Genomic DNA, 21,500 nt, shown 5'->3' on the forward strand with positions numbered 1-21,500 from the left:
CGCGCAAGGAGACAAGCGATGACGAAGACGATCAAGTACACGCTGCTGGCCCTTTCAGCGGCATTGGCCGCCGGCACCGCCGAAGCCGGCGAGATAGAGGTGCTGCACTGGTGGACCTCGGGAGGCGAGGCCAAGGCCGCCCAGGCCTTGAAGCTGACGCTGCAGAAGAGCGGACACCGCTGGCGAGATTTCGCCGTGGCCGGTGGGGGCGGAGACTCGGCGATGACGGTGCTGAAGTCCCGGGTCGTCTCCGGCAACGCGCCGTCGGCGGCCCAGATCAAGGGGCCTTCGATCCAGGAGTGGGCCCGCGAAGGCGTGCTGGCCAACATGGACGACGTGGCCAAGGCCGAGCAATGGGACAGCCTGCTGCCCAAGGTGGTCAGCGACACCATGAAGTACCAGGGCCACTACGTCGCGGTGCCGGTCAACGTGCACCGCGTGAACTGGCTCTGGGCCAACCCGGCCGTCTTCGCCAAGGCCGGCGCCAAGGTGCCCGCCAGCTGGGACGAGTTCTTCACCGCCGCCGACGCGCTGAAGAAGGCCGGCGTGATCCCCGTGGCGCACGGCGGCCAGAACTGGCAGGACTTCACCACCTTCGAGGCGGTGGCCCTCGGCGTCGGCGGGCCGGACTTCTACAAGAAGGCCCTGGTACAGCTCGACCCGGCCTCGCTCAAGAGCCCGACGATGGAGAAGGTGCTCGCCACCTTCAAGCGCATCAAGGAGTACACCGACAAGAACGCCCCGGGCCGCGACTGGAACCTGGCCACCGCCATGGTCATCAAGGGCGAGGCCGGCATGCAGATCATGGGCGACTGGGCCAAGGGCGAGTTCATCGCCGCGGGCAAGGTGCCGGGCAAGGACTTCGTCTGCACGCCCGCGCCGGGCACGGCCAAGGCCTACACCTTCAACATCGACTCCTTCGCGCTGTTCCAGCTGAAGGACGAGTCGAAGATCGCCGCGCAGAAGGAGCTGGCGCGCCAGATCATGGCGCCCGAGTTCCAGGAGGTCTTCAACCTGAACAAGGGCTCGATCCCGGTGCGCCTGGGCATGCCCATGGACAAGTTCGACGACTGCGCCAAGACCTCGGCCAAGGACTTCGTCGACACCTCCAAGGCCGGCACGCTGGTGCCCTCCATCGCCCACGGCATGGCCGTGCCGTCGGCCGCCGAAGGCGCCATCAAGGACGTGGTGAGCCAGTTCTGGAACACCGACAAGATGACGGCCTCGCAGGCGATGGACAAGATCGCCCAGGCGGCGAAGACCCAATGAGACATCCTGGGTCAACCCGCTGCCCGCGGGCCGAGCGCAGGGCCGCTCCCAAGCCGGCCCGCATCCCCTCGGGGGATCGGCCGACGTACTCGTCGGGCGAGGGGCTCCAATGAGCACCGCGGCCCCGGCCCTGCGCTCCTCCTGGCTGCCCCGGCTGGTGGTCGCGCCGTCCTTCGTGCTGTCGTTCCTGTTCATCTACGGCCTGATGGCCTGGAACGGCTACCTCTCGGTTTCCGCCTCGCGCCTGCTGCCGAACTACGAGTTCGCCGGCCTGGCCCAGTACGCCACCCTGTGGGACAGCGAGCGCTGGTGGGTGGCGCTGAAGAACCTGGGCCTCTTCGGCGGCCTGTTCATCGGCGGCGCGATGGCGCTGGGCCTGCTGATGGCCATCCTGCTGGACCAGAAGGTGCGCGCCGAAGGCCTGCTGCGCACCATCTACCTCTACCCGATGGCGCTGTCGTTCATCGTCACCGGCACGGCGTGGAAGTGGATCCTCAACCCCGGCCTGGGCTTGGAGCACCTGGTGCAGAGCTGGGGCTTCGAGGATTTCGAGTTCGGCTGGCTGGTCGATCCAGACATGGCGATCTACTGCGTCGTGATCGCGGGCGTCTGGCAAAGCGCCGGCTTCGTCATGGCGCTGTTCCTGGCCGGCCTGCGCGGCATCGACGAGAGCATCGTCAAGGCGGCCCAGGTCGACGGCGCCAGCCTGCCGCGCATCTACTGGCGCATCCTGGTGCCTTCGCTGCGGCCGGTGTTCTTCTCGACGCTGATGGTGGTGAGTCACCTGGCCGTCAAGAGCTTCGACCTGGTGATGGCGCTGACCGCCGGCGGGCCCGGCTATGCCACCGACCTGCCGGCGACCTTCATGTACACGATGGCCTTCTCTCGAGGCCAGATCGGCCTGGGCGCGGCCAGCGCCACGATGATGCTGGCGACCGTCGCCGCCATCGTCGTGCCCTATCTCTATTCGGAACTGAGGGCCAAGCGATGAACGGCCGCGCACTCTCCTGGCATCGGCTCGTGCTGTTCGGCGCGCTCGGCCTCTTCGCCCTTGTCTTCCTCACGCCGCTGTACGTGATGGTTTCGACCTCGCTCAAGAGCATGGACGAGATCCGCGAGGGCACGCTGCTCGCGCTGCCGGCCAGCCCCAGTCTCGCGGCGTGGGTCAAGGCCTGGTCCGAGGCCTGCACCGGCACCGACTGCAGCGGTCTGCAGCCCTACTTCCTGAACTCGCTGATGATGGTCGTGCCGGCGGTGGCCGTGTCCACCCTGCTCGGCTCGCTCAACGGCTACGTGCTGAGCAAGTGGCGCTTCCCCGGCAGCGAGCTGATGTTCGCGCTGATCCTGTTCGGCGTCTTCATGCCCATGCAGGTGGTGCTGCTGCCGATGAGCCAGGTGCTCGGCTGGCTGGGCCTGGCCTCTTCGGTGTGGGGCCTGGTGCTGGTGCATGTGCTGGCGGGCATCCCGAGCACGACGCTGTTCTTCCGCAACTACTACGTCGGCCTGCCGGATGAACTGATCAAGGCCGCGATGCTGGACGGCGCGGGCTTCTGGCAGATCTTCCGGCGCATCGTGCTGCCGCTGTCGACGCCCATTCTGGTGGTGACGCTGATCTGGCAGTTCACCCAGATCTGGAACGACTTCCTCTATGGCGTCGTGTTCTCGGGCGCCGATTCCAAGCCGATCACGGTGGGCCTGAACAACCTGGCCAACACCTCCAGCACCGTCAAGGAATACAACGTGGACATGGCGGCCGCGATGATCGCCGCCCTGCCCACGCTCTTCGTCTACATCGTCGCAGGCAAGTACTTCGTGCGCGGGCTCACCGCCGGCGCCGTCAAAGGGTGAACATGGGCGCGCTTTCGATCCAACAAGTCCGCAAGGCCTTCGGGCCGGTGGAGATCCTCAAGGGCATAGACATCGAGATCGAGGGCGGCGAGTTCCTCATCCTGGTCGGTGCGTCGGGCTGCGGCAAGTCCACGCTGCTGAACATGATCGCGGGGCTGGACGTGCCGACCAGCGGCAGCATCCGGATAGGCGATCGCGACGTGACGCACCTGCCCAGCCGCGACCGCGACATCGCGATGGTGTTCCAGAGCTATGCGCTCTATCCCAACATGAGCGTGGCGCAGAACATCGCCTTCGGGCTGGAGATGCGCAAGGTGCCCAAGGCCGAGCGCGGCGCGGCGGTCGATCGCGTCGCGAAGATGCTGCAGATCTCGCACCTGCTGGAGCGCAAGCCCGGCCAGCTCTCCGGCGGCCAGCGCCAGCGCGTGGCCATGGGGCGGGCCCTGGCGCGCGACCCCAAGCTGTTCCTCTTCGACGAGCCCCTGTCCAACCTGGACGCCAAGCTGCGGGTGGAGATGCGCGCCGAGATCAAGCGCCTGCACCAGCGCACGCGAACCACGACGGTCTACGTCACCCATGACCAGGTCGAGGCGATGACCCTGGGCGACCGCATCGCGGTGATGCGTGACGGCCGGGTGGAGCAATTCGGCACGCCGGACGACATCTACAGCCGCCCGGCCACGCGCTTCGTGGCCGAGTTCATCGGCTCGCCGGCCATGAACTTCGTGCAAGCGCAACGCGGCGGCGACAACGGCCTCAACGCGCTGGGCCTGCCCTTGCCCGCCACGCCCGAGCAGCGCGCAGCCCTGGAGCGCGCCACGGGCTCGCCGCTCAGCTACGGCGTCCGTCCCGAGGACCTGACGCTGGCCGGCGCCGGCGAGGCGGGTGCCCTGCCCGGCACCCTGGCCATGATCGAGCCGACCGGCCCGGAGACCTACGCCATGGTCGACACGCCCCTGGGCACCTGGACGGCGCGCGTGCCCGGAAAGGTGGCGCAGCAGGTGGGCGAAGCCGTGGCGCTGGCCTGGCGTGGTGCGTCGGCGCACCTGTTCGATGCCGATGACCAACGCGTTGCATAGGGTTGCTGCAGTGCGCAAGTCCGCGGCGTAGCATCGGTGCATGAGACACGTCCCGGACTTTCGCAGCGCCGAATTCCTGCGCGAACAAGTGCTGCAGGCCATGGCCTTCTATGACGAGCGGGCGGTGGATCCGTCCGGCGGCCTGTACCACTTCTTCCGCGACGACGGCACCGTCTACGACCGGCACACCCGGCACCTGGTCAGCAGCACCCGCTACGTCTACACCTTCGCCATGGCGGCGCGGCACTTCCCCACGCATCCGCGGGCTGCCGCCTGGCTGGAAGCCGCCCGCCACGCCTACGCCTTCGTCGAAGAGGTCCACAAGGACCCGGAATCAGGCGGCTACACCTGGCTGCTGCACTGGGAGGGCGGCAAGAAGCAGGTGATCGACTCGACCCAGCACTGCTACGGCCTGGCCTTCGTCCTGCTGGCCCATGCCCACGCGCTGCAGGCCGGCATCACCGAAGCCCGCGCCGGACTGGACGCGACCATGGGCCTGATGGAGAAGCGCTTCTGGGAGCCCGAAGCCGGCCTGTACGCCGACGAGGCCACGGCCGACTGGCTGGTGCGGCCCTACCGCGGCCAGAACGCCAACATGCACGCCTGCGAGGCGATGCTGGCCGCCTACGAGGCCACCGGCGACGCCTTCTGCCTGCGCCGCGCCACCACACTGGCGCAGTCGGTGGCGCATCGCCTGGCCGCGCAGTCGCACGGCCTCGTCTGGGAGCACTACCAGGCCGACTGGACCCCCGACTGGAACTACAACCGCCACGACCGCAGCAACATCTTCCGTCCCTGGGGCTTCCAGACGGGCCACCTGACCGAATGGGCCAAGCTGCTGCTGACGCTGGAGCGCCTGACGCCCGAGGTGCCCGAGGACAGCTGGATGCTGCACCGCGCGCGCGACCTCTTCGCCTCCGCCGTGCAGCACGGCTGGGACCGCCACCACGGCGGCCTGGTGTACGGCTTCGCGCCCGAGGGCGACCCGGCCACCGACACCCACATGCGCGTGTGCGACGGCGACAAGTACCACTGGGTGCAGGCCGAGTCGCTGGCGGCCGCCGCCGCGCTCGCCGAGCGCACCCACGAGGGCCACTACTGGGACTGGTACGACCGCCTCTGGGGCTACGCCTGGGAGCATTTCGTCGACCACCAGTACGGCGCCTGGTTCCGCATCCTCACCCACGACAACCGCAAGCTGACCGACGAGAAGAGTCCGGCCGGCAAGGTCGACTACCACAACATGGGTGCGTGCTACGAGTCGCTCGCGGCGCTCGAACGGCTCAACGGCCCCGCCGCCTGACGCCCAGGCGGGCTCGCCAGGGCCGCGTCCGGCGGCGGCAGAATCCGGCCTCGAACAGGTCCGGCTCCGCCGGGCTGTTCGAACCCCCTCGGGGGGCGGGCCGGGATAGCGGCCCGGCCCTGGGGGCATTCTTCAGCCGCTGCCGTCCTCCGCCCATGAAACGTGCCCTGAAGCGCCTTGCGCTCGTCCTGTTCGTCCTGCTGCTCGTCGCCGGCCTCGGGGCGGGTCTGATGTGGCAGGCCAGGTTGCCGCAGCGCTCCGGCACCTTGCCGCTGAAGGGCCTGGCGGCGGCGGTCCAGGTGCGCTACGACGAGTGGGGCGTGCCGCACATCCGGGCCGAAAGCGAGCCTGACCTCTACCGTGCGCTGGGCTACGTGCATGCCCAGGACCGGCTGTTCCAGATGGAGATCCTGCGCCGGCTCTCGCGCGGCGAGCTGGCCGAGGTCCTGGGGCCCAAGCTCCTCGAGACCGACCGCCTCTTCCGCGGCCTGGCCATCCGCGAGCAGGCCGATCGCGTGGCGGCCAAGCTGGATCCGCTCGCCCCCGCCACGCAGGCACTGCAGGCCTACCTCGACGGCATCAACCAGTTCCAGGCCGAGCACCCCGCTCCCATCGAGTTCGCGCTGCTGCGCATTCCCAAGCGGCCCTTCACGGTGGCCGACACCCTCAGCGTCGGTGGCTACCTCGCCTACAGCTTCGCGGCGGCCTTCCGCACGGAGCCGGCCCTCACGAGGATCCGCGACCAGCTCGGCCCCGACTACCTGAAAATCTTCGACCTGGCCTGGTATCCGCAGGGCGTGGCACAAGGTCAGCCGGCGGCGCCGGCCTCTGCGGCCAGCGGCGTGTCCGCGCTGAGCGAGCCTACGCGCGCCGGGCTGGATCGCCTGGCCCTGCTGAGCCAGCAGGCGCTGGACCTGGCCGGCGTGCCGATGTACGAAGGCAGCAACGCCTGGGCCATCAGCGGCTCGCGTGCCGCGAACGGCAGGCCGTTGCTCGCCGGCGACCCGCACATCGCCTTCTCCGTGCCGGCGGTCTGGTACGAGGCGCACCTGTCCGCGCCGGGCTTCGAGCTCTACGGCCTGCACCAGGCGCTCAACCCCTTCGCGCTCGTCGGCCACAACCAGCGCTTCGGCTGGAGTCTGACGATGTTCCAGAACGACGACCTCGACCTGATCGCCGAGAAGGTCAACCCGGCCAACGCGAAGCAGGTCTGGGCCAACGGCCAATGGGTGGACCTGGTCGAGCGGCAGGAGACCATCGCGGTCAAGGGCCAGACACCGGTCACGGTCACGCTGCGTCGCTCGCCGCACGGCCCGATCGTCAACGATGCGCTGGGCGCCCTCGGAGGCACCCAACCGGTGGCCATGTGGTGGGCCTTTCTCGAGACCGAGAACCCGGTGCTCGAAGCTTTCTACCGGCTGGATCGCGCCGACACGCTGGACAAGGCGCGTGAGGCCTCCAGCCTGGTCCACGCGCCCGGCCTGAACGTGGTGTGGGCCAATGCCGCCGGCGACATCGGCTGGTGGGCCGCCGCCAAGCTGCCGATCCGCCCGCCCGGCGTGAACCCGAGCTTCGTGCTCGACGGCGGCAGTGCCGAGGCAGACAAGACCGGCTTCCGCCCGTTCGCCGAGAACCCGCACGAGGAGAACCCGGCGCGCGGCTACATCGTCTCGGCCAACCACCAGCCGGCCGGTGCCGAGCCTGTCCCGGGCTACTACAACCTCTGGGACCGCGCCCAGCGGCTGGACCAGCAGCTCGCCGCCAAGGCCAGCGGCTGGGATGCCGCGGCCATGCAGGCTCTTCAGCTCGACACTCAGACGGGCTACGGACCGCGCTTGCTGGCGCCCTTGCTCGCCGAGCTGCGCCTGGCGGCCACCGGCCCGGGCGAGGCCGCGCTCGTCGACCAGTTGGCCACCTGGCGTGGCGATCACCCGCTCGACGCGGTGGCGCCGACCGTGTTCAACCAGTTCCTGTTCGACCTGGCCCGTGAAACGCTGGCCGACGAGCTGGGCGACGACGCCTACCAGGTGCTGCGCCGCACCCGTGCGCTGGAACACGCACTGCCCCGCCTGGCTGCCGACGCCGCGTCCCCCTGGTGGGATCGCCGCGAGACGACCGCTGTGAAGGAGACCCGGGGCGAGATCGTGGCCGCCGCCTGGCGCGCCAGCATCGCCCAGCTCAAGGCCACGCTGGGCGAAGACCCCGCGGGCTGGACGTGGGGGCGCGCCCACCGCCTGACCCACGAGCACCCGCTGGGCAAGCAGCCGCCGCTGGACAAGGTGTTCAACGTCGGTCCCTTCGCCGCGCCCGGCGGGCGCGAGACGCCCAACAACATGAATGGCCCCTTGAGCGGCGTGCCGATCCCGGTGACCTACGGGCCTTCCACCCGGCGCGTGATCGACTTCGCGCAGCCCGGCGCGGCCCGGGGCATCAACCCGGTCGGCCAGAGCGGCGTCTGGGGCGACAGCCACTATGCCGACCAGGCGCAGCTCTACATGAACGGCGGCTCGCGGCCACAGCACCTGGACGAGGCTGATGTGGCCACCCACGCCAGGAGCATCTTGACGCTCACGCCGCCCTGAGGCGGCATCAGGGGCCGCACGGGTCGGCCACCGACACGTGCACCTTCGGCCCGGCGCCGTCGCCAAGATCGGGCGCCGGCCGGCGCTGCACGCCACCCGAGGGGCACATCACCACCACCACGCCGCTCTGCCCGACCACGTACAGCCGACCGCGGCCGTCCTCCCCGAAGGAGCTCAGCGTCGACAGGCCGCTGCCTCCCAGCAGTGCGGCCGTCACTTCCTGAAGCTCGATCGGCTTGCCGTGCTCGTTGAACGAGAACGAGAACGCCCGGTCGCTCACGCAATCGCCGAAGAAGTAGCGTCCGTCGGCCTGGGGGATGGACGGCCCGTGGTAGACGTAGCCGCCTATGACGCAATCGCCCAGGCTGTTCGGATGGCCCGAGTGCGGGTAGTCGTAGACCGGGTCGGTCATGCCCTTGTCGCTCCCGCCGACGCCATTGGGGTTCCTGATCCTGCCTTCGCGCAGGCGCCAGCCGTAGTTGTGGCCCCCGGGATCGTTCGGGCGCTCGAAGTCGATCTCCTCACGGGTGTATTGCCCCACGTCGCCGATCCACAGGGCGCCCGTCTCGCGGTCGAAGCTGGCCCGGAAGGGGTTGCGCAGGCCCAGCGCCCAGATCTCCGGCCGCACATCCTTCGAACCGACGAAGGGGTTGTCGCGCGGGATCTCGTAGCCGCCGGTCGACCCGCTAACGTCCAGCCGCAGCAGCTTGCCCAGCAGCACCTGGCCGTCCTGCGCGCGGTTGCCGGGGTCGTTGGCACTGCCGCCGTCGCCCATGCCTATCCACAGATTCCTGGGCTGGCCCGGCCGGAAAGCGAGCCAGCCACCCTTGTGGTTGGGGTACGGCGGCTGGTCGATGACGATGATCTTCTGCCGGCTGCGGCGGTCGGCCCGGTTCGCATCGGGCGGCGAGACGGTGTAACGCTCGATGCGCGTCTGCAAGGTGACCTTGTCCACGTAGTCGACGTAGAAGCGGCCGTTGATGGCGTAGTGCGGATCGAAGGCCATGCCCAGCAGCCCCCGCTCGCCATCGAGGGCGACGCGATCCGACAAATCCAGGAAGGTGGTGATGCGGTCGCCGCGAACCAGCCGGATCATGCCGGTCTTTTCCACCACGAACAGGCGCCGGTCGCCTTTCGGGGCGGTGACCAGCAGCGGCTGGGACAGGCCCGTCACGACGACCCGACCTTCGAGGGCCGACGCCGGTTCCGCGGCGAGCAGGACGGCGACCGCCGCCAGAGCCCGAAGGAGGGGGTGCAAAGGCTTCATCGAGAGTCTCCTCGTTGTCGTTCGGGACCGGCCGGTGGCCTGGACCGTGCAAACCTTGGCAGATCTGCCCGCTGAACACGCGCCTTTTCGCCCTTTCGCCGCGCTTCACCCAGCCGAAGATATACCGAGTGAGGAGTGAACGGGAGGGGCACGGTGCCCTTGCGCCCGCCCCTCGGGAGATTCACCGTATGCCTTCCAAGGGCCATTTCGTCTTGCGTCCAGCCATTCGCCTGATGCAACGGCTGGGCATGTCCGCCAAGATCGGGCTGCTGGGTGCGATGCTGGGCCTGACGTTGCTGCCGTTGGGCTGGGCCGCGATCTCGCATGAGCTTTGGATCGAGCTTTCCCTTTCGGGCGGCGCCGTGGCGCTGCTGGTCTACCTCGGCATCGCGTTCCATTCGAGCTTCGGCCGCTCGCTCGACGTGCTGCGAAGCGGCGTGACCGCCATAGCCGCAGGTGACCTCGCGCACAAGGTGCAGGTCGAGGGCCAGGACGAACTGGCCCGCATCGGCCAGGTCGTCGAGCGCATGAGCGAGGGCCTGTCGGTCATGGTGGCCGAGATCCGCAGCAGCGCCGTGCGGGTCGGCATCGCCGGCAAGCAACTGGCCAGCAGCGGAGAAGCCCTGTCCGAGCGCACCGAAACGCAGGCCCAGAACCTTCGCGAGACCGTCGCCACGGTCGGCCAGCTCAGCGATGCGGTCGCCACCAATGCCGCGGCGGCGCACGCCCTGGACCAGCTCACCACGCAGCTGCGCGACCAGGCCGAAACCGGCGGCTCCGCCATGCGCGAGACCGTGCAGTCGATGAGCAAGCTTGAGGAGAGCTCACGCCGCGTGGCCGAGATCATCGGCGTGATCGACGGGATCGCCTTCCAGACCAACATCCTGGCCCTGAATGCGGCCGTGGAGGCAGCACGCGCCGGCGAGGCCGGCCGTGGCTTCGCGGTGGTCGCCACCGAGGTGCGCCAACTGGCCCAGCGCAGCGGCTCGGCGGCCGCCGAGATCCGCCAGCTGATCGGCCAGTCCACCGACCAGGTCGAACACTCGGTGGGCCGCATCCAGCGCACCAACAGCGCGCTCGACGCCGTCGTGACCGGCGTGCGGGACGTGTCGGACAAGCTGCGCGGCATCGCGCAGGCCAGCACTCAGCAGTCCACCAGCCTCGCGGAGGTCTCGCGCAGCGTCGGGACGCTCGACGAGATCACCCACCAGAACGCGACCATGGTCGACGAGTCTTCGCGCGCATCCGGCGAGCTGGTGACCCGGGCCACCATGCTGAGCGACGCGGTCGCCTCCATCCGCCTGCGCCAGGGCAGCGCCGACGAGGCCCGTGCGATGGTGGACAAGGCCGCCGCGCTGATCCGCGAGCGGGGCCTGCAGGCCGCGGCCCAGGTCTTTCGGCAGGCCGGCGGCGGCTTCCTCGACCGCGACCTGTACATCTTCGTGACCGACCGCGAGGGGCGCTACCACGTCCATGGCGCCAAGCCCGCGATGGAAGGCAAGCGCGTGCACGAGGTGCCCGGCATCGACGGCGACCGCTTCGCCCGCGAATCCTGGGAGGCCACCACCGGCAACCACTGGGTCGAGTACAGCATCATCAACCAGGTCACCGGCAAGGTTCAGCCCAAGGCGAGCTACGTCGTGGCCATCAGCGACCAGCTGCTGGTCGGCTGCGGCATCTACACCTCCACCGGCCGCGTGACCGCGGCATTGGCGGGCTGACCAAGGCCGCCGTCCGCCGGCCAATGCAAAGCGGGGCTCGAGGCCCCGCCTTCTTCGTTGTCGAGACGAAGGCTCAGCGATCGGCCGGTGCCCCGAGCGGGCCGCCGGAAGGCAGGGCCGGGGTCTGCGCTTCGGCCTCATCGACGTGGTGCACCGCCTGGACGGCCGGCTTGCCCTTGGGCTTGCGCACCAGGTAGCTGTAGAGCACCGGCACCACCACCAGCGTCAGCAAGGTCGAGGTGATCACGCCGCCGATGATGGCCCGTCCCATGGGCGCCTGGATCTCACCGCCGTCGTTGAGGGCGATCGCCATCGGCAGCATGCCGAACACCATCGCCGCGGTGGTCATCATGATCGGCCGCATGCGGATCTGGCCGGCCTGCAGCAGGGCATCGCGCACCGACGCGCCGGCCTTGCGGGCATGGTTGGCGAAGTCCACCAGCAGGATGGCGTTCTTGGTCACCAGGCCCATCAGCATCACCAGGCCGATCATCGAGAACACGTTCAGCGTCGAGCGCCACAGCAGCAGCGCCAGCATCACGCCGATCAGCGCCAGCGGCAGCGAGGCCATGATCGCTATCGGCTGCAGGAAGCTGCCGAACTGGCTGGCCAGCACGATGTAGATGAAGATCACGGCCAGGCCCATCGCGCTCAGCAACCCGTTGAAGGCCTCGGCCTGCTGCTTGCCGGACCCATCGACCATGAAGCTCACGCCGGGCGGCAGGCGGGTCTCCTTGATCAGCTTCTGCACGTCGGCATTGACGTCGCCCGACGGGCGGCCTTCGACGCCGGCATAGACCGCCTCGCGGCGCTGCAGGTTCTGGCGGCGGATCACCTCGGGGTTGAAGACCTCCTGGATGGTCGCGACCTGATCGAGCGCGATGGGCGAGCCGTCCTTGGCGAAGGCCACCGGCAGCTTGCTCATCTGGTCGATGCGCTCGCGCTGGCCTTGCGGCAGGCGCAGCAGCACCTCGACCTGGTTGCCGTCCGGCGTCGTCCAGTAGGTCGCCACCTCGCCGTTGACGTAGGCACGCAATGACGAAGCCACCTGCGGGCCGGTCAGGCCGAGTTCGCGGATCGCTGAGTCCTTCAGGCGCACGGCAAAGGCCGGCAGGCCGGGCTTGACCGTCGTGTCGACGTCCACCGCACCCTTGATCTTCTTCAGCTTCTCGGCGAACTCCTTGGCCACGGCGGTGAGCTGCTCGCCATCGGCTCCGAGGATGGTGATCCAGATCGGCTTGTCGAAGCCGACGCTGGCCTCCAGGCCCGGGATGTTGGCGATGTCGGCGCGGATGGAGTCCTCGATCTGCTTCTGGGTGCGCTTGCGCTCGCTGCGGTCGACCAGCGCGATGTTGAGCGCGGCCTGGTTGCGGCCGGTCGCGAGCCCTTCACCGGTCGACCCCACCACCGTCTGCACGGTCTTGATCTCGGGGTACCTGGCGAGGATGGATTCGACCTGCAACACCTTGTCGTTGCCGCGCTCCAGGCTGGAGGCCACCGGGAAGCGCAGGTTCAGCTGGGTGAAGCCCTGGTCGGTCTGCGGCACGAACTCGCTGCCGACGAAAGGCGCCAGCATCAGCGCACCGACGAAGCTCAGCACCCCGCCCCACAGGATCACCCCGCGCGGCGTCAGCGTGGCAAAGCGCAGCACGCGGCGGCTTTGCTTGTCGCGCTGCCCTTCGCCATCGAAGGTGTGGCCGTACGCCGGGATGGGCGGCACGAAGACCCGGTAGCGGCGGCCCGAGAAGGCCCACATGATCAAGCGCTCGTAGACCCGGTGCAGCACGTCCATGCTGCGATCGGTGAAGCGGATCATGTGGCCGATGACCGGCAGGTGGCGCAGCTTCTCGCTCGGCGGGTCGCGCCAGATGCTGGACAGCATCGGGTCCAGCGTGAAGCTGACGAACAGGCTGACGATCACGGCCACCGCGACGGTGATGCCGAAGGGGTAGAAGAACTTGCCGATGATGCCGCCCATGAAGGCCACCGGCACGAACACCGCGCAGATGGCGAAGGTCGTGGCCATCACCGCCAGGCCGATCTCGTTGGTGCCGTCCTCCGCCGCCCGGTGGTGATCCTTGCCCATGCCGACGTGGCGCACGATGTTCTCGCGCACCACGATCGCATCGTCGATCAGCAGGCCTATGCAAAGGCTCAGCGCCATCATCGTCATGAAGTTCAGCGTGAAGCCGAAGGCATAGACGGCGATGAAGCTGGAGATGACGGCGATCGGCAGCGTCAGGCCGGTGATGATGGTCGAGCGCCAGCTGTGCAGGAACAGGAACACGATGGCCACCGTCAGCAGCGCGCCCTCGATCAGCGTGTGGCGCAGACCCTCCAGCGAGCTCTTGACGAAGTCGCTCGAGGCGTAGATCAGGTTGAGCTGGATGTCGGGCGGCAGCTGCTTGCGCAGCTCTTCCATCGCCTCCTTCACGGCGTTGCCGGTGGCGACGATGTTGGCGTCCTGCTGCTTGAAGACGTTCAGGCTGATGGCCGGCGCGCCGTTGGTGCGCGCAATCGAATCCGGCTCCCGCTCACGCTCGACCAGCGTGCCCAGGTCGGCCAGCGTCAGCACGAGGTTGCCGCGGTGGGCCACGACGATGCTGGCGAACTGCTTCGGGTCCTTGACGCGGCCCTCGACGCGCAGGATGGCGTCGGACACCTTGTCGGAGACCAGCCCCACCGGCTGGTCCTCGTTGGCGGCGGCGAGCGCGGCGGAGATCTCGGCCGGCGTCACGCCATAGGCCCGCAGCCGCAGCGGATCCAGGTCGATGCGCACTTCGCGCGAGACCAGGCCGCCGACGTCGACCGTGGCCACGCCATCCACGCGCGCCAGGCGCTTGGCGACGGTCAGCTCGGCGAGCGTCGAGAGTTCGCGCTGCGTGCGCGTCTTGCTCATCAGCGCCATCACGACGACCGGCTGGGCATTGTCGGCCTGGAAGCGGGAGACCGAAGGCGGCTTCACGTCCTTCGGGAAGCGGGCCTGGGCCAGCGCGATGCGGTCGCGCAGGTCCTGCATGGCCCGGCTCATGTCGGTGTTGAGCGTGAACTCGACGCTGGCCTGCACGCGGCCTTCGAAGCTGCGCGACTGGACGCGGTCGACCCCGGCGATGGAGTTGATCGCCTCCTCCAGCGGCTTGGCCACTTCGCGCTCCACCGCCTCCGGCGAGGCGCCCGGGTAGCGGACGTCGATCCAGGCGCCGGGCAGCGTGATGTCGGGCATCTGCTCGACGCCGAGCTTGCTGTACGAGAACAAGCCCAGCACGCACAGCGCGACCATCACCATGGTCGCGAAGACCGGGTTGTTGATCGAGACTCGGGTGATCCACATGACGAACCCCCTGCTGTCAGTTCGAAGCGGTGGCGACGCTGGCCAGCGCGGAGCTCGGCTTCGGCGCCGAAGCCGCGGTGGCCGGGGCGACCACGCGAGCCGGCGCGCCTTCGCGCAGATTGTCGAAGCGCATGGCGAGCACCTGGGCCTGCGGCTTGACGCCATCCTTGACCTCGACCAGGCCCTTGGCCTCGTCGCGCCGGCCGGTGGTCACGGCACGGCGCAGCAGCTTGCCCTCCTCTATGGTCCAGACGTACTCCTGGCCCGAGGCGGTGCCGATGGCGGCCACCGGCAGGGTCAGGCGTGGGGAGCCTTCCTGCATCACCACCTGAGCCTGCGCGTACTGGCCGGCGCGCAGCTGCTCCTTGGGGTTGCCGATGGCGATGGCCACGCCGATGGAGCGGGTACCCGGCTCGGCCGCCGGCGCGATGCGCGCGAGATTGCCCTTCACCGGCTCGGTCACCCCTTCCACGTGCACCGTGACCGGCATGCCCGCTTGCAGCATGCCGACCTCGTGGGTTCCCACACTGCCGGCCATCTCGAGCTTGGTCAGGTCGACGATCGTCACGATCTGCTGTTCCTGTGCCACCTTCTCGCCGGGCACCACATGGCGCTTGGAGACGATGCCGGAGATCGGGGCGACGAGACCCGCCTCGCGCAGGTTGATGCGCACGGTCTCGGTCTGGGCCTGGGCGGCCGCGAGATTGGCGCGCGCGCTGTCGAGCGCGGCCTTGGAGGATTCCAGGGCGTTGGGCGAGATGAAGGACTGCTCGGCCAGGCGCTGGTTCGAGGCGTGGGTGCGTTCGGCCTGGATCATCTGCGCCCGGGCCGCCTCCATCATGGCCTGCCGCTCGTTCAGGCGCGCGGTGAGATCGGCCAGGTCGACCGTGCCCAGCCTCTGGCCCGCCGTCACGCGGCTGCCCTCCTGGACCGTCAGGTTCAACAGCGTGCCCGCTGCCTTGGCCCGGACGACCGCGGTGTTGGGCGCGACGAGAGGTCCGGAGAACTCGACCGTGCCGGCGAGCGGCTGGGTCTTCGGGGCCACCACTTCCTTCGCGGTGAAGTCGAGCACCTTCTCCTCGGGCTTGGCATCGCTGGCCGAGGCCCCCTTGCGGGCCGCCATGACCGCCACCGTGCTGCCGACTGCCAGCACGGCGACCACCACGCCCCCTATCCACCAGCGCTTGTTCATGCGTTCTCCTGCGAAATGTTTCTGCAGCTTTGCTAAAGGCGTGCGCAGTGTAGAAGTGACGATTGCAGGTCACAGCCGGCTGGCGACGAAGCGCATCGCCGCGACGACGAAATGCACCCGGTGCGGATGAGCGGAGCTCGTTGCGCGGACCTCTCAGCCGGCCGTTGCCGCGCAACCGGCGTCAGCGCGCCGCCATTCGGCCCCGCCGGGCCGCAGTTCGTCGCAGGGGGGTCTATCAGTGCCCCGTTCACGATAAGCTCGCGCGGCTTTGCAGGCCGGCAACGGCCCTTCATCATTCGAAATTCTGCCCGGAGGACTCCCCGATGTCGCGTCGTCGTGCGTCATGGCCTGCCCCTAGTTTGATGGTCGCGGCCCTGTCGGCCGTTGTGCTGGCCGGCTCCCTGGCGGGCTGCAGCAAGACCAACGGGGCCCAGGCCGCCTCGAAGCCCGGCGCGGCTGCATCGGCCCCGACCCTGCTGCTGGCGGCCGAGGACATTCGCACGGTGAGCAGCGGCCTGCATGCCATGGGCCCGGTCGTCACCGGCTCCATCCAGCCCGAGCGCCGCGCCGACCTCAGGGCCGAGATTTCCGCGGTCGTGCTGCAGGCCTTGAAGGACAACGGCGAGCCTGTGCGCAAGGGCGAGCTGCTGGTCCGCCTCGACGACACCGCCATCCGCGACAGCCTGGCTTCCGCCGAGGAGGCCGCGCGCGCGGCCGGCCAGTCGGCCGACCAGGCGGAGCGCACCTTCCAGCGGCTGAAGACTCTCCAGGGCCAGGGCATGAGTTCCATGCAGGCCACCGACGATGCCGAGGTCCGGCGCAACAACGCGCAAAGCGATCTGGTGGCGGCCCGGTCCCGCGTCGTCTCGGCCCGCCAGCAGCTGCAACGCACCGAAGTGCGCGCGCCTTTCGACGGGGTCATCAGTGACCGCAAGGTCTCCGCCGGCGACACGGCGCAAGTCGGCAAGGAGCTGTTGAAGGTGATAGACCCTTCGAGCATGCGCTTCGAGGGCCTGGTGTCCTCCGACCGGATGAGCGAGCTCCAGGTCGGCCAGCCGGTGAGCTTTCGGATCAACGGATTCGGCCAGCAGGAGTTTCGCGGCAAGGTGCGGCGGGTGGATGTGTCGGCCAACGCCTCGACCCGACAGGTGGAGGTGCTCATCGCCTTCGAACCCGGCAGCGAGCCGCCAAAGGTCGCCGGCCTGTACGCCGAAGGCCTGGTGGCCACGGGCGGCCAGAAGGCCGTGATGCTGCCGGATTCGACCTTGACCAGGGAAGGCGACAACGCCTTCGCCTGGCGGGTCCAGGGCAGCACGTTGAAGAAGGTGCCGGTCAAGCTCGGCGACCGTGACCAGCGCTCGGGCGACACGGTGATCCTGGCCGGTCTCGCCGAGGGCGATCAGCTTTTGCGCAAGCCGAGCGCCACGCTGGTCGATGGCCAGCACGTCGAGCGTGCGGCCGCGCCGGCACCCGCCTCCGCCGCCTCGGCCACCAAGGGGAGCTGAACATGTTCCTGTCCGACTTCAGCATCAAGCGGCCGGTGGCGATGATCGCCGTCATCATCGCGCTGATGTGCCTGGGCCTGATGGCGCTGAACCAGCTGCGCGTCAACCAGATTCCCGATGTGGAGCAGCCGGTGCTGGTGGTCGGCATCGACTACCCCGGCGCCTCGCCCGACACCGTCGAGCGCGAGATCATCAACCGGGTCGAGAAGGCGCTGCAGAGCATCACCGGGGTCGACGAAGTCCGCTCGACGGCGAGCGAGGGCAACGCCCGCATCGTGATGATCTTCAAGTTCAGCAAGAACATGGTCGTCGCGGCGGACGAGGTCCGCAACGCCATCGGCACGGTGCGCTACAAGATGCCCACCGAGATGCGCGAGCCGGTGCTGTGGCGGGTCGACCCGTCCGCGCAGCCGATCATGCAGCTGGCCCTGTCGGCCTCGCAGCAGTCGCACGCCGAGATCTCCCGCCTGGCCGAGGATCAGCTGGCCGATCGCTTCCGGGCGATTCCGGGCGTCGCGACGGTGGACGTCAATGGAGCATTGCGCCGCGAGCTGTCGGTCTTGCTGCATGCCGAGAAGCTGCGCGCCTACAACGTCTCGGTGGCCGAGGTCGTCGCCGCGCTGCGCAGCCAGAACGCCACGGCACCGGTAGGCAAGGTGCGAGGCAGCCTCGAGGACCAGAGCATCCGCCTCGTCGGGCGCATCGAGAATCCGGCCGAGTTCGAGCAGATCGTGGTGCAGCGGCGCGGCGAACAGATCGTCCGCCTGGGCCAGGTGGCCACTGTGCGCGACGGATTCGCCGAGCTGACCGGCTTCTCGGTGCGCAACGGCCGTCCCAATGTCGGCCTTTCGGTCACCCGCGCGCGCGACGCCAGCACCGTGAGCATCGCGGACGAGGTGCGCAAGCTGGTCGACGAGGTCAACAAGGAGCTGCCCGAAGGCACGAAGCTCGAGGTGACACAGGACGGCGGCAAGGACGCCCAGAACAGCCTCAACAACGTCGTGCACGCCCTGATCTTCGGTGCGGGCCTGACGATCCTGGTGGTCTACCTGTTCCTGAACTCCTGGCGGTCGACCCTGATCACCGCGTTGAGCCTGCCGACCTCGGTGATCGCGGCCTTCATCGCGGTCTGGGCCTGCGGCTTCTCGCTGAACTTCATGACCCTGCTCGGCCTGTCGCTCGCCATCGGAGTGCTGATCGACGATGCGATCGTGGTGCGCGAGAACATCGTCCGCCACATGGAGCGGGGCGAAACGCGCCGCCTGGCCGCGCTCAACGGCACGGCGGAGATCGGCCTGGCGGTCGCGGCGACGACCTTCTCGATCGTCGCGGTGTTCGTGCCGGTGGCCTTCATGCCCGGCATCTCGGGCGAGTGGTTCCGACCCTTCGCGCTGACGGTGGTGGCCTCGGTGGTGGTGAGCCTGTTCATCAGCTTCACGCTCGACCCGATGCTGTCGGCCTACTGGGGCGACCCTCCGGGCCACCAGCACGCCGAGCGAACCGGCATCAGCCGGGTGCTGCAGCGCTTCAACGCCTGGTTCGACCACCAGGCCGATCGCTACGGTCAGGTGATCGCATGGGCCCTGCACCACCGCATCTGGATGTTCCTGTTCACGCTGCTCAGCCTCGTCCTGGCCGCCGGCCTGTTCGCCAAGTTCGGCGGCACCAGCTTCCTGCCCGTCGGCGATGCCGGCACCCTGGCCATAGACGTGCGCACCCCGCCCTCGAGCAGCCTGGAGTATTCGCGCATGAAGCTCGAGGCGGCGGCCCAGCTGGCCCGCACGCTTCCGGAGGCGAAAGCCACCAACTCCTACGTCAATCCCAACGGCGGTCGCATCTACGTCGACATCGGCAAGAGCACCGAGCGCAAGCGCTCCGGTTTCGAGATCGCGACCGACCTGCGCACGCTGGTCTCCCGCCTGGTCGGGGCGGAGTACGTGGTGCTGGACGACCTGAGCAACGGGGCGCAGAAGCCGGTGCAGATCCGCTTCCACGGCACCGATTCGCGCAAGCTGCAGGCCATCACCAACGAGTTCATGGCCAAGCTGAGACAGGTGCCCGGCGCGGTGGATGTGGGCCTGTCGGAACAGGATCCGCAGGACGAACTGAAGATCGAGCTCGACCGCGGCCTGGCCAATGCCCTGGGCATCTCGGTGAACGACGCGGCGCAGGCGCTGCGGGTCGCGTTCGCAGGCGTCGAGGTGGGCGACTGGGTTGATCCGTCGGGCGAGACGCGCGACGTGGCGGTCCGCCTGCACCCCGACGACCGCGTCGACGCCAGCAACATCGAGCGGCTGCCCATCATGGTGACGGGCAGCAACGTCGTCGTGCCCCTGGACCAGATCGCCAACGTCTCGATGGGCAAGGGCCCCTCGCAGATCCAGCACATCGACAGCAAGCGGATGATCGCCGTCACCGCCAACGCCCAGGGCCGCGCGGCCGGTGAAGTGACCGCCGATGCAATGAAGATCGCCAAGGCGATGAGCTACCCGCCGGGCTACGGCCTGGAGCTTGGCGGTGCCTCGAAGGACCAGCAGGAGGTCTTCGGCCGCATGTTCGCGGCGCTGCTGATGGGCATCCTGCTGATGTACCTGGTGCTGGTGGTCCAGTTCAGCTCGTTCACCGCGCCGCTGCCGGTGATGATGTCGCTGCCGTTGTCGGCCATCGGCGTCGTGATCGCCCTGCTGATCACCAAGAGCACGCTCAACCTGATGAGCTTCATCGGCATCATCATGCTGGTGGGCCTGGTGGCGAAGAACGCCATCCTGCTGCTCGACGCCGCTCGGGTGCGCGAGGCCGAGGGCATGGACCGGGAGGACGCGCTCATCGCGGCGGGCCAGCGGCGCCTGCGGCCCATCCTGATGACGACCTTCGCCCTGATCGCCGGCATGATGCCGGTGGCCATAGGCGTGGGCGAAGGAGGCGAGTTCTACCGCCCGATGGCCGTGGCCATCATCGGCGGCGTGATCACCTCGACCTTCCTGACGCTGCTGGTGATCCCGAGCTTCTACGACTCGATCGAGATCAAGCGCGACCACCTGGTCGAGAAGTTCCAGAGCCGCAGCGAGCGGTGGAACCCGGCCGTGGCCGGCCTGCTGACCTTGCTGGAGATCGTGGCCTTCCTGACCTTCGTCCGCCTGATCTGGCGTGCAGGCCGCTGGGCCCTGCAACGGCTGCGTGGCCGCGGCGGCCGGGACGACGGCCTGCCGAAGGAACGCAAGCCGGTCGCTGTCTGATTCAGGGCCGCCGCGCCGGGATGACCGGCGTGGCGACCTGGACGTCGCCGCATTGCGCACGGTGGCGCAGGGCGTGGTCCATCAGCACCAGCGCCAGCATGGCCTCGGCGATGGGCGCGGCGCGGATGCCGACGCACGGATCGTGGCGCCCGAAGGTCTCGACCGTCGCCGGCTGCCCGGCCAGGTCGATCGACTGCCGCGGCGTGCGGATGGAGCTGGTCGGCTTGATGGCGATGGACACGCGGATGTCCTGCCCGGTGGAGATGCCGCCCAGCACGCCGCCGGAGTGATTGCTGGCGAAGCCTTCCGGCGTCAGCTCGTCCCCATGCTCGCTGCCCCGCTGGCGCACCGCCTGGAAGCCGGCGCCTATCTCCACCCCCTTGACCGCGTTGATGCCCATCATCGCGTAGGCGATGTCGGCATCCAGCTTGTCGAACAGCGGCGCGCCCCAACCCGGCGGCAGCCCGGAGGCTTCGACATGCAGGCGCGCACCGACCGAGTCGCCGGCCTTGCGCAAGGCGTCCATGTACTCCTCCAGCTCGGCGATGCCGTTGGCGGTGGCCGCGAAGAAGGGGTTGGAGCGCACCTGGTCCCAGTCCTCGACCGGAATCTCGATCTCGCCCAACGCTGTCATGCAGCCGCGGATCACGGTGCCGTACTGCTCGTGCAGCCACTTCTTCGCCACGGCGCCGGCGCCGACCATGGGCGCGGTCAGGCGGGCCGAGGAGCGGCCACCGCCGCGCGGGTCGCGGATGCCGTACTTGTGCCAGTAGGTGTAGTCGGCGTGCCCGGGGCGGAAGGTCTGGGCGATGTTGCCGTAGTCCTTGCTGCGCTGGTCGGTGTTGCGGATCAGGAGGCAGATCGGGGTGCCGGTCGTGCGGCCTTCATAGACGCCTGAGAGGATTTCGACCGCGTCGGGCTCGTTGCGCTGCGTCACGTGCCGGGAGGTGCCGGGCCGCCGCCGATCCAGGTCCGGCTGGATGTCCGCTTCTGACAAGGCCATCCCGGGCGGGCAGCCGTCGATCACGCAGCCGATGGCCGGGCCGTGGCTTTCGCCGAAATTGGTGACGGCGAAGAGTTCGCCAAAAGTGCTGCCGGACATCTCGACCCTTCCAAGGCGCCCGGCCAGCGTAGCGCGCGGCCGGGCGGAAGCTCGGGATTTTATCG

13 protein-coding genes are annotated in these 21,500 nt (G+C 68.9%); 9 read left to right on the forward strand and 4 right to left on the reverse strand.

All coding sequences use genetic code 11. The features are described from left to right. Positions 1-18 precede the first annotated feature (18 nt). From ACS5PM_RS18645 to ACS5PM_RS18670, 6 genes are all read left to right on the forward strand, one after another. A complete protein-coding gene (locus ACS5PM_RS18645) occupies positions 19-1,269 on the forward strand; it encodes an ABC transporter substrate-binding protein (RefSeq protein WP_439389171.1) in 1,251 nt (416 codons plus the stop codon). Between the two features lie 109 nt (positions 1,270-1,378). Beyond that, positions 1,379-2,260, forward strand: coding sequence for a carbohydrate ABC transporter permease (locus ACS5PM_RS18650; RefSeq protein WP_439389172.1), 882 nt, complete (start codon positions 1,379-1,381; stop codon positions 2,258-2,260). Continuing rightward, positions 2,257-3,117, forward strand: coding sequence for a carbohydrate ABC transporter permease (locus ACS5PM_RS18655; protein ID WP_439389173.1), 861 nt, complete (start codon positions 2,257-2,259; stop codon positions 3,115-3,117). The genes ACS5PM_RS18650 and ACS5PM_RS18655 overlap by 4 nt, the downstream gene beginning before the upstream one ends. A gap of 2 nt (positions 3,118-3,119) precedes the next feature. After that, entirely contained in the window at positions 3,120-4,196 is a 1,077-nt protein-coding gene (locus ACS5PM_RS18660) for an ABC transporter ATP-binding protein (RefSeq protein ID WP_439389174.1), read from the forward strand. A 40-nt stretch (positions 4,197-4,236) separates the two neighbouring features. Further along, positions 4,237-5,499 (forward strand): AGE family epimerase/isomerase, encoded by a 1,263-nt coding sequence (locus ACS5PM_RS18665; protein ID WP_439389175.1) that lies wholly within the window; start codon positions 4,237-4,239, stop codon positions 5,497-5,499. A 155-nt stretch (positions 5,500-5,654) separates the two neighbouring features. Further along, positions 5,655-8,081 carry a penicillin acylase family protein gene (locus tag ACS5PM_RS18670; RefSeq protein WP_439389176.1) on the forward strand — a complete coding sequence of 809 codons (2,427 nt, stop codon included), beginning with the start codon at positions 5,655-5,657 and terminating at the stop codon, positions 8,079-8,081. Between the two features lie 7 nt (positions 8,082-8,088). Here the strand turns inward: ACS5PM_RS18670 and ACS5PM_RS18675 are convergent, their stop codons facing one another. Then, on the reverse strand, positions 8,089-9,348 hold the full coding sequence (locus ACS5PM_RS18675; RefSeq protein ID WP_439389177.1) for a PQQ-dependent sugar dehydrogenase: 1,260 nt from the start codon (positions 9,346-9,348) through the stop codon (positions 8,089-8,091). Between the two features lie 248 nt (positions 9,349-9,596). On the opposite strand from ACS5PM_RS18675, the gene ACS5PM_RS18680 reads away from it, so the two are divergent. Continuing rightward, positions 9,597-11,069, forward strand: a complete 1,473-nt coding sequence (locus tag ACS5PM_RS18680; protein ID WP_439389178.1) for a methyl-accepting chemotaxis protein — start codon at positions 9,597-9,599, stop codon at positions 11,067-11,069. 73 nt (positions 11,070-11,142) lie between these two features. On the opposite strand, the gene ACS5PM_RS18685 is transcribed toward ACS5PM_RS18680, so the two are convergent. Next, entirely contained in the window at positions 11,143-14,400 is a 3,258-nt protein-coding gene (locus ACS5PM_RS18685; protein ID WP_439389179.1) for an efflux RND transporter permease subunit, read from the reverse strand. 16 nt (positions 14,401-14,416) lie between these two features. Beyond that, positions 14,417-15,592, reverse strand: coding sequence for an efflux RND transporter periplasmic adaptor subunit (locus ACS5PM_RS18690; RefSeq protein WP_439389180.1), 1,176 nt, complete (start codon positions 15,590-15,592; stop codon positions 14,417-14,419). A 323-nt stretch (positions 15,593-15,915) separates the two neighbouring features. Here ACS5PM_RS18690 and ACS5PM_RS18695 point away from each other — a divergent pair, with 323 nt between their 5' ends. Then, positions 15,916-17,097: an efflux RND transporter periplasmic adaptor subunit gene (locus ACS5PM_RS18695; protein WP_439389181.1), complete on the forward strand. Its 1,182-nt coding sequence runs from the start codon at positions 15,916-15,918 to the stop codon at positions 17,095-17,097. Between the two features lie 2 nt (positions 17,098-17,099). Further along, positions 17,100-20,333 (forward strand): efflux RND transporter permease subunit, encoded by a 3,234-nt coding sequence (locus ACS5PM_RS18700; protein ID WP_439389182.1) that lies wholly within the window; start codon positions 17,100-17,102, stop codon positions 20,331-20,333. A gap of 1 nt (position 20,334) precedes the next feature. Here the strand turns inward: ACS5PM_RS18700 and aroC are convergent, their stop codons facing one another. Continuing rightward, positions 20,335-21,435, reverse strand: coding sequence for a chorismate synthase (aroC, locus tag ACS5PM_RS18705; protein WP_439389183.1), 1,101 nt, complete (start codon positions 21,433-21,435; stop codon positions 20,335-20,337). Positions 21,436-21,500: the final 65 nt, after the last annotated feature.

The organism is Ideonella flava, assembly GCF_051857595.1.
Lineage (GTDB): Bacteria > Pseudomonadota > Gammaproteobacteria > Burkholderiales > Burkholderiaceae_C > Ideonella.

Bases quoted from the DNA above. Each gene is read 5' to 3' on its own strand.
- ACS5PM_RS18700 (WP_439389182.1), top strand. From the start codon at position 17,100: ATGTTCCTGTCCGACTTCAGCATCAAGCGGCCGGTGGCGATGATCGCC.
- ACS5PM_RS18660 (WP_439389174.1), top strand. From the start codon at position 3,120: ATGGGCGCGCTTTCGATCCAACAAGTCCGCAAGGCCTTCGGGCCGGTG.
- ACS5PM_RS18695 (WP_439389181.1), top strand. From the start codon at position 15,916: ATGTCGCGTCGTCGTGCGTCATGGCCTGCCCCTAGTTTGATGGTCGCG.
- ACS5PM_RS18670 (WP_439389176.1), top strand. From the start codon at position 5,655: ATGAAACGTGCCCTGAAGCGCCTTGCGCTCGTCCTGTTCGTCCTGCTG.
- ACS5PM_RS18675 (WP_439389177.1), bottom strand. From the start codon at position 9,348: ATGAAGCCTTTGCACCCCCTCCTTCGGGCTCTGGCGGCGGTCGCCGTC.
- ACS5PM_RS18645 (WP_439389171.1), top strand. From the start codon at position 19: ATGACGAAGACGATCAAGTACACGCTGCTGGCCCTTTCAGCGGCATTG.
- ACS5PM_RS18655 (WP_439389173.1), top strand. From the start codon at position 2,257: ATGAACGGCCGCGCACTCTCCTGGCATCGGCTCGTGCTGTTCGGCGCG.
- ACS5PM_RS18690 (WP_439389180.1), bottom strand. From the start codon at position 15,592: ATGAACAAGCGCTGGTGGATAGGGGGCGTGGTGGTCGCCGTGCTGGCA.
- ACS5PM_RS18650 (WP_439389172.1), top strand. From the start codon at position 1,379: ATGAGCACCGCGGCCCCGGCCCTGCGCTCCTCCTGGCTGCCCCGGCTG.
- ACS5PM_RS18680 (WP_439389178.1), top strand. From the start codon at position 9,597: ATGTCCGCCAAGATCGGGCTGCTGGGTGCGATGCTGGGCCTGACGTTG.
- ACS5PM_RS18665 (WP_439389175.1), top strand. From the start codon at position 4,237: ATGAGACACGTCCCGGACTTTCGCAGCGCCGAATTCCTGCGCGAACAA.
- aroC (WP_439389183.1), bottom strand. From the start codon at position 21,435: ATGTCCGGCAGCACTTTTGGCGAACTCTTCGCCGTCACCAATTTCGGC.
- ACS5PM_RS18685 (WP_439389179.1), bottom strand. From the start codon at position 14,400: ATGTGGATCACCCGAGTCTCGATCAACAACCCGGTCTTCGCGACCATG.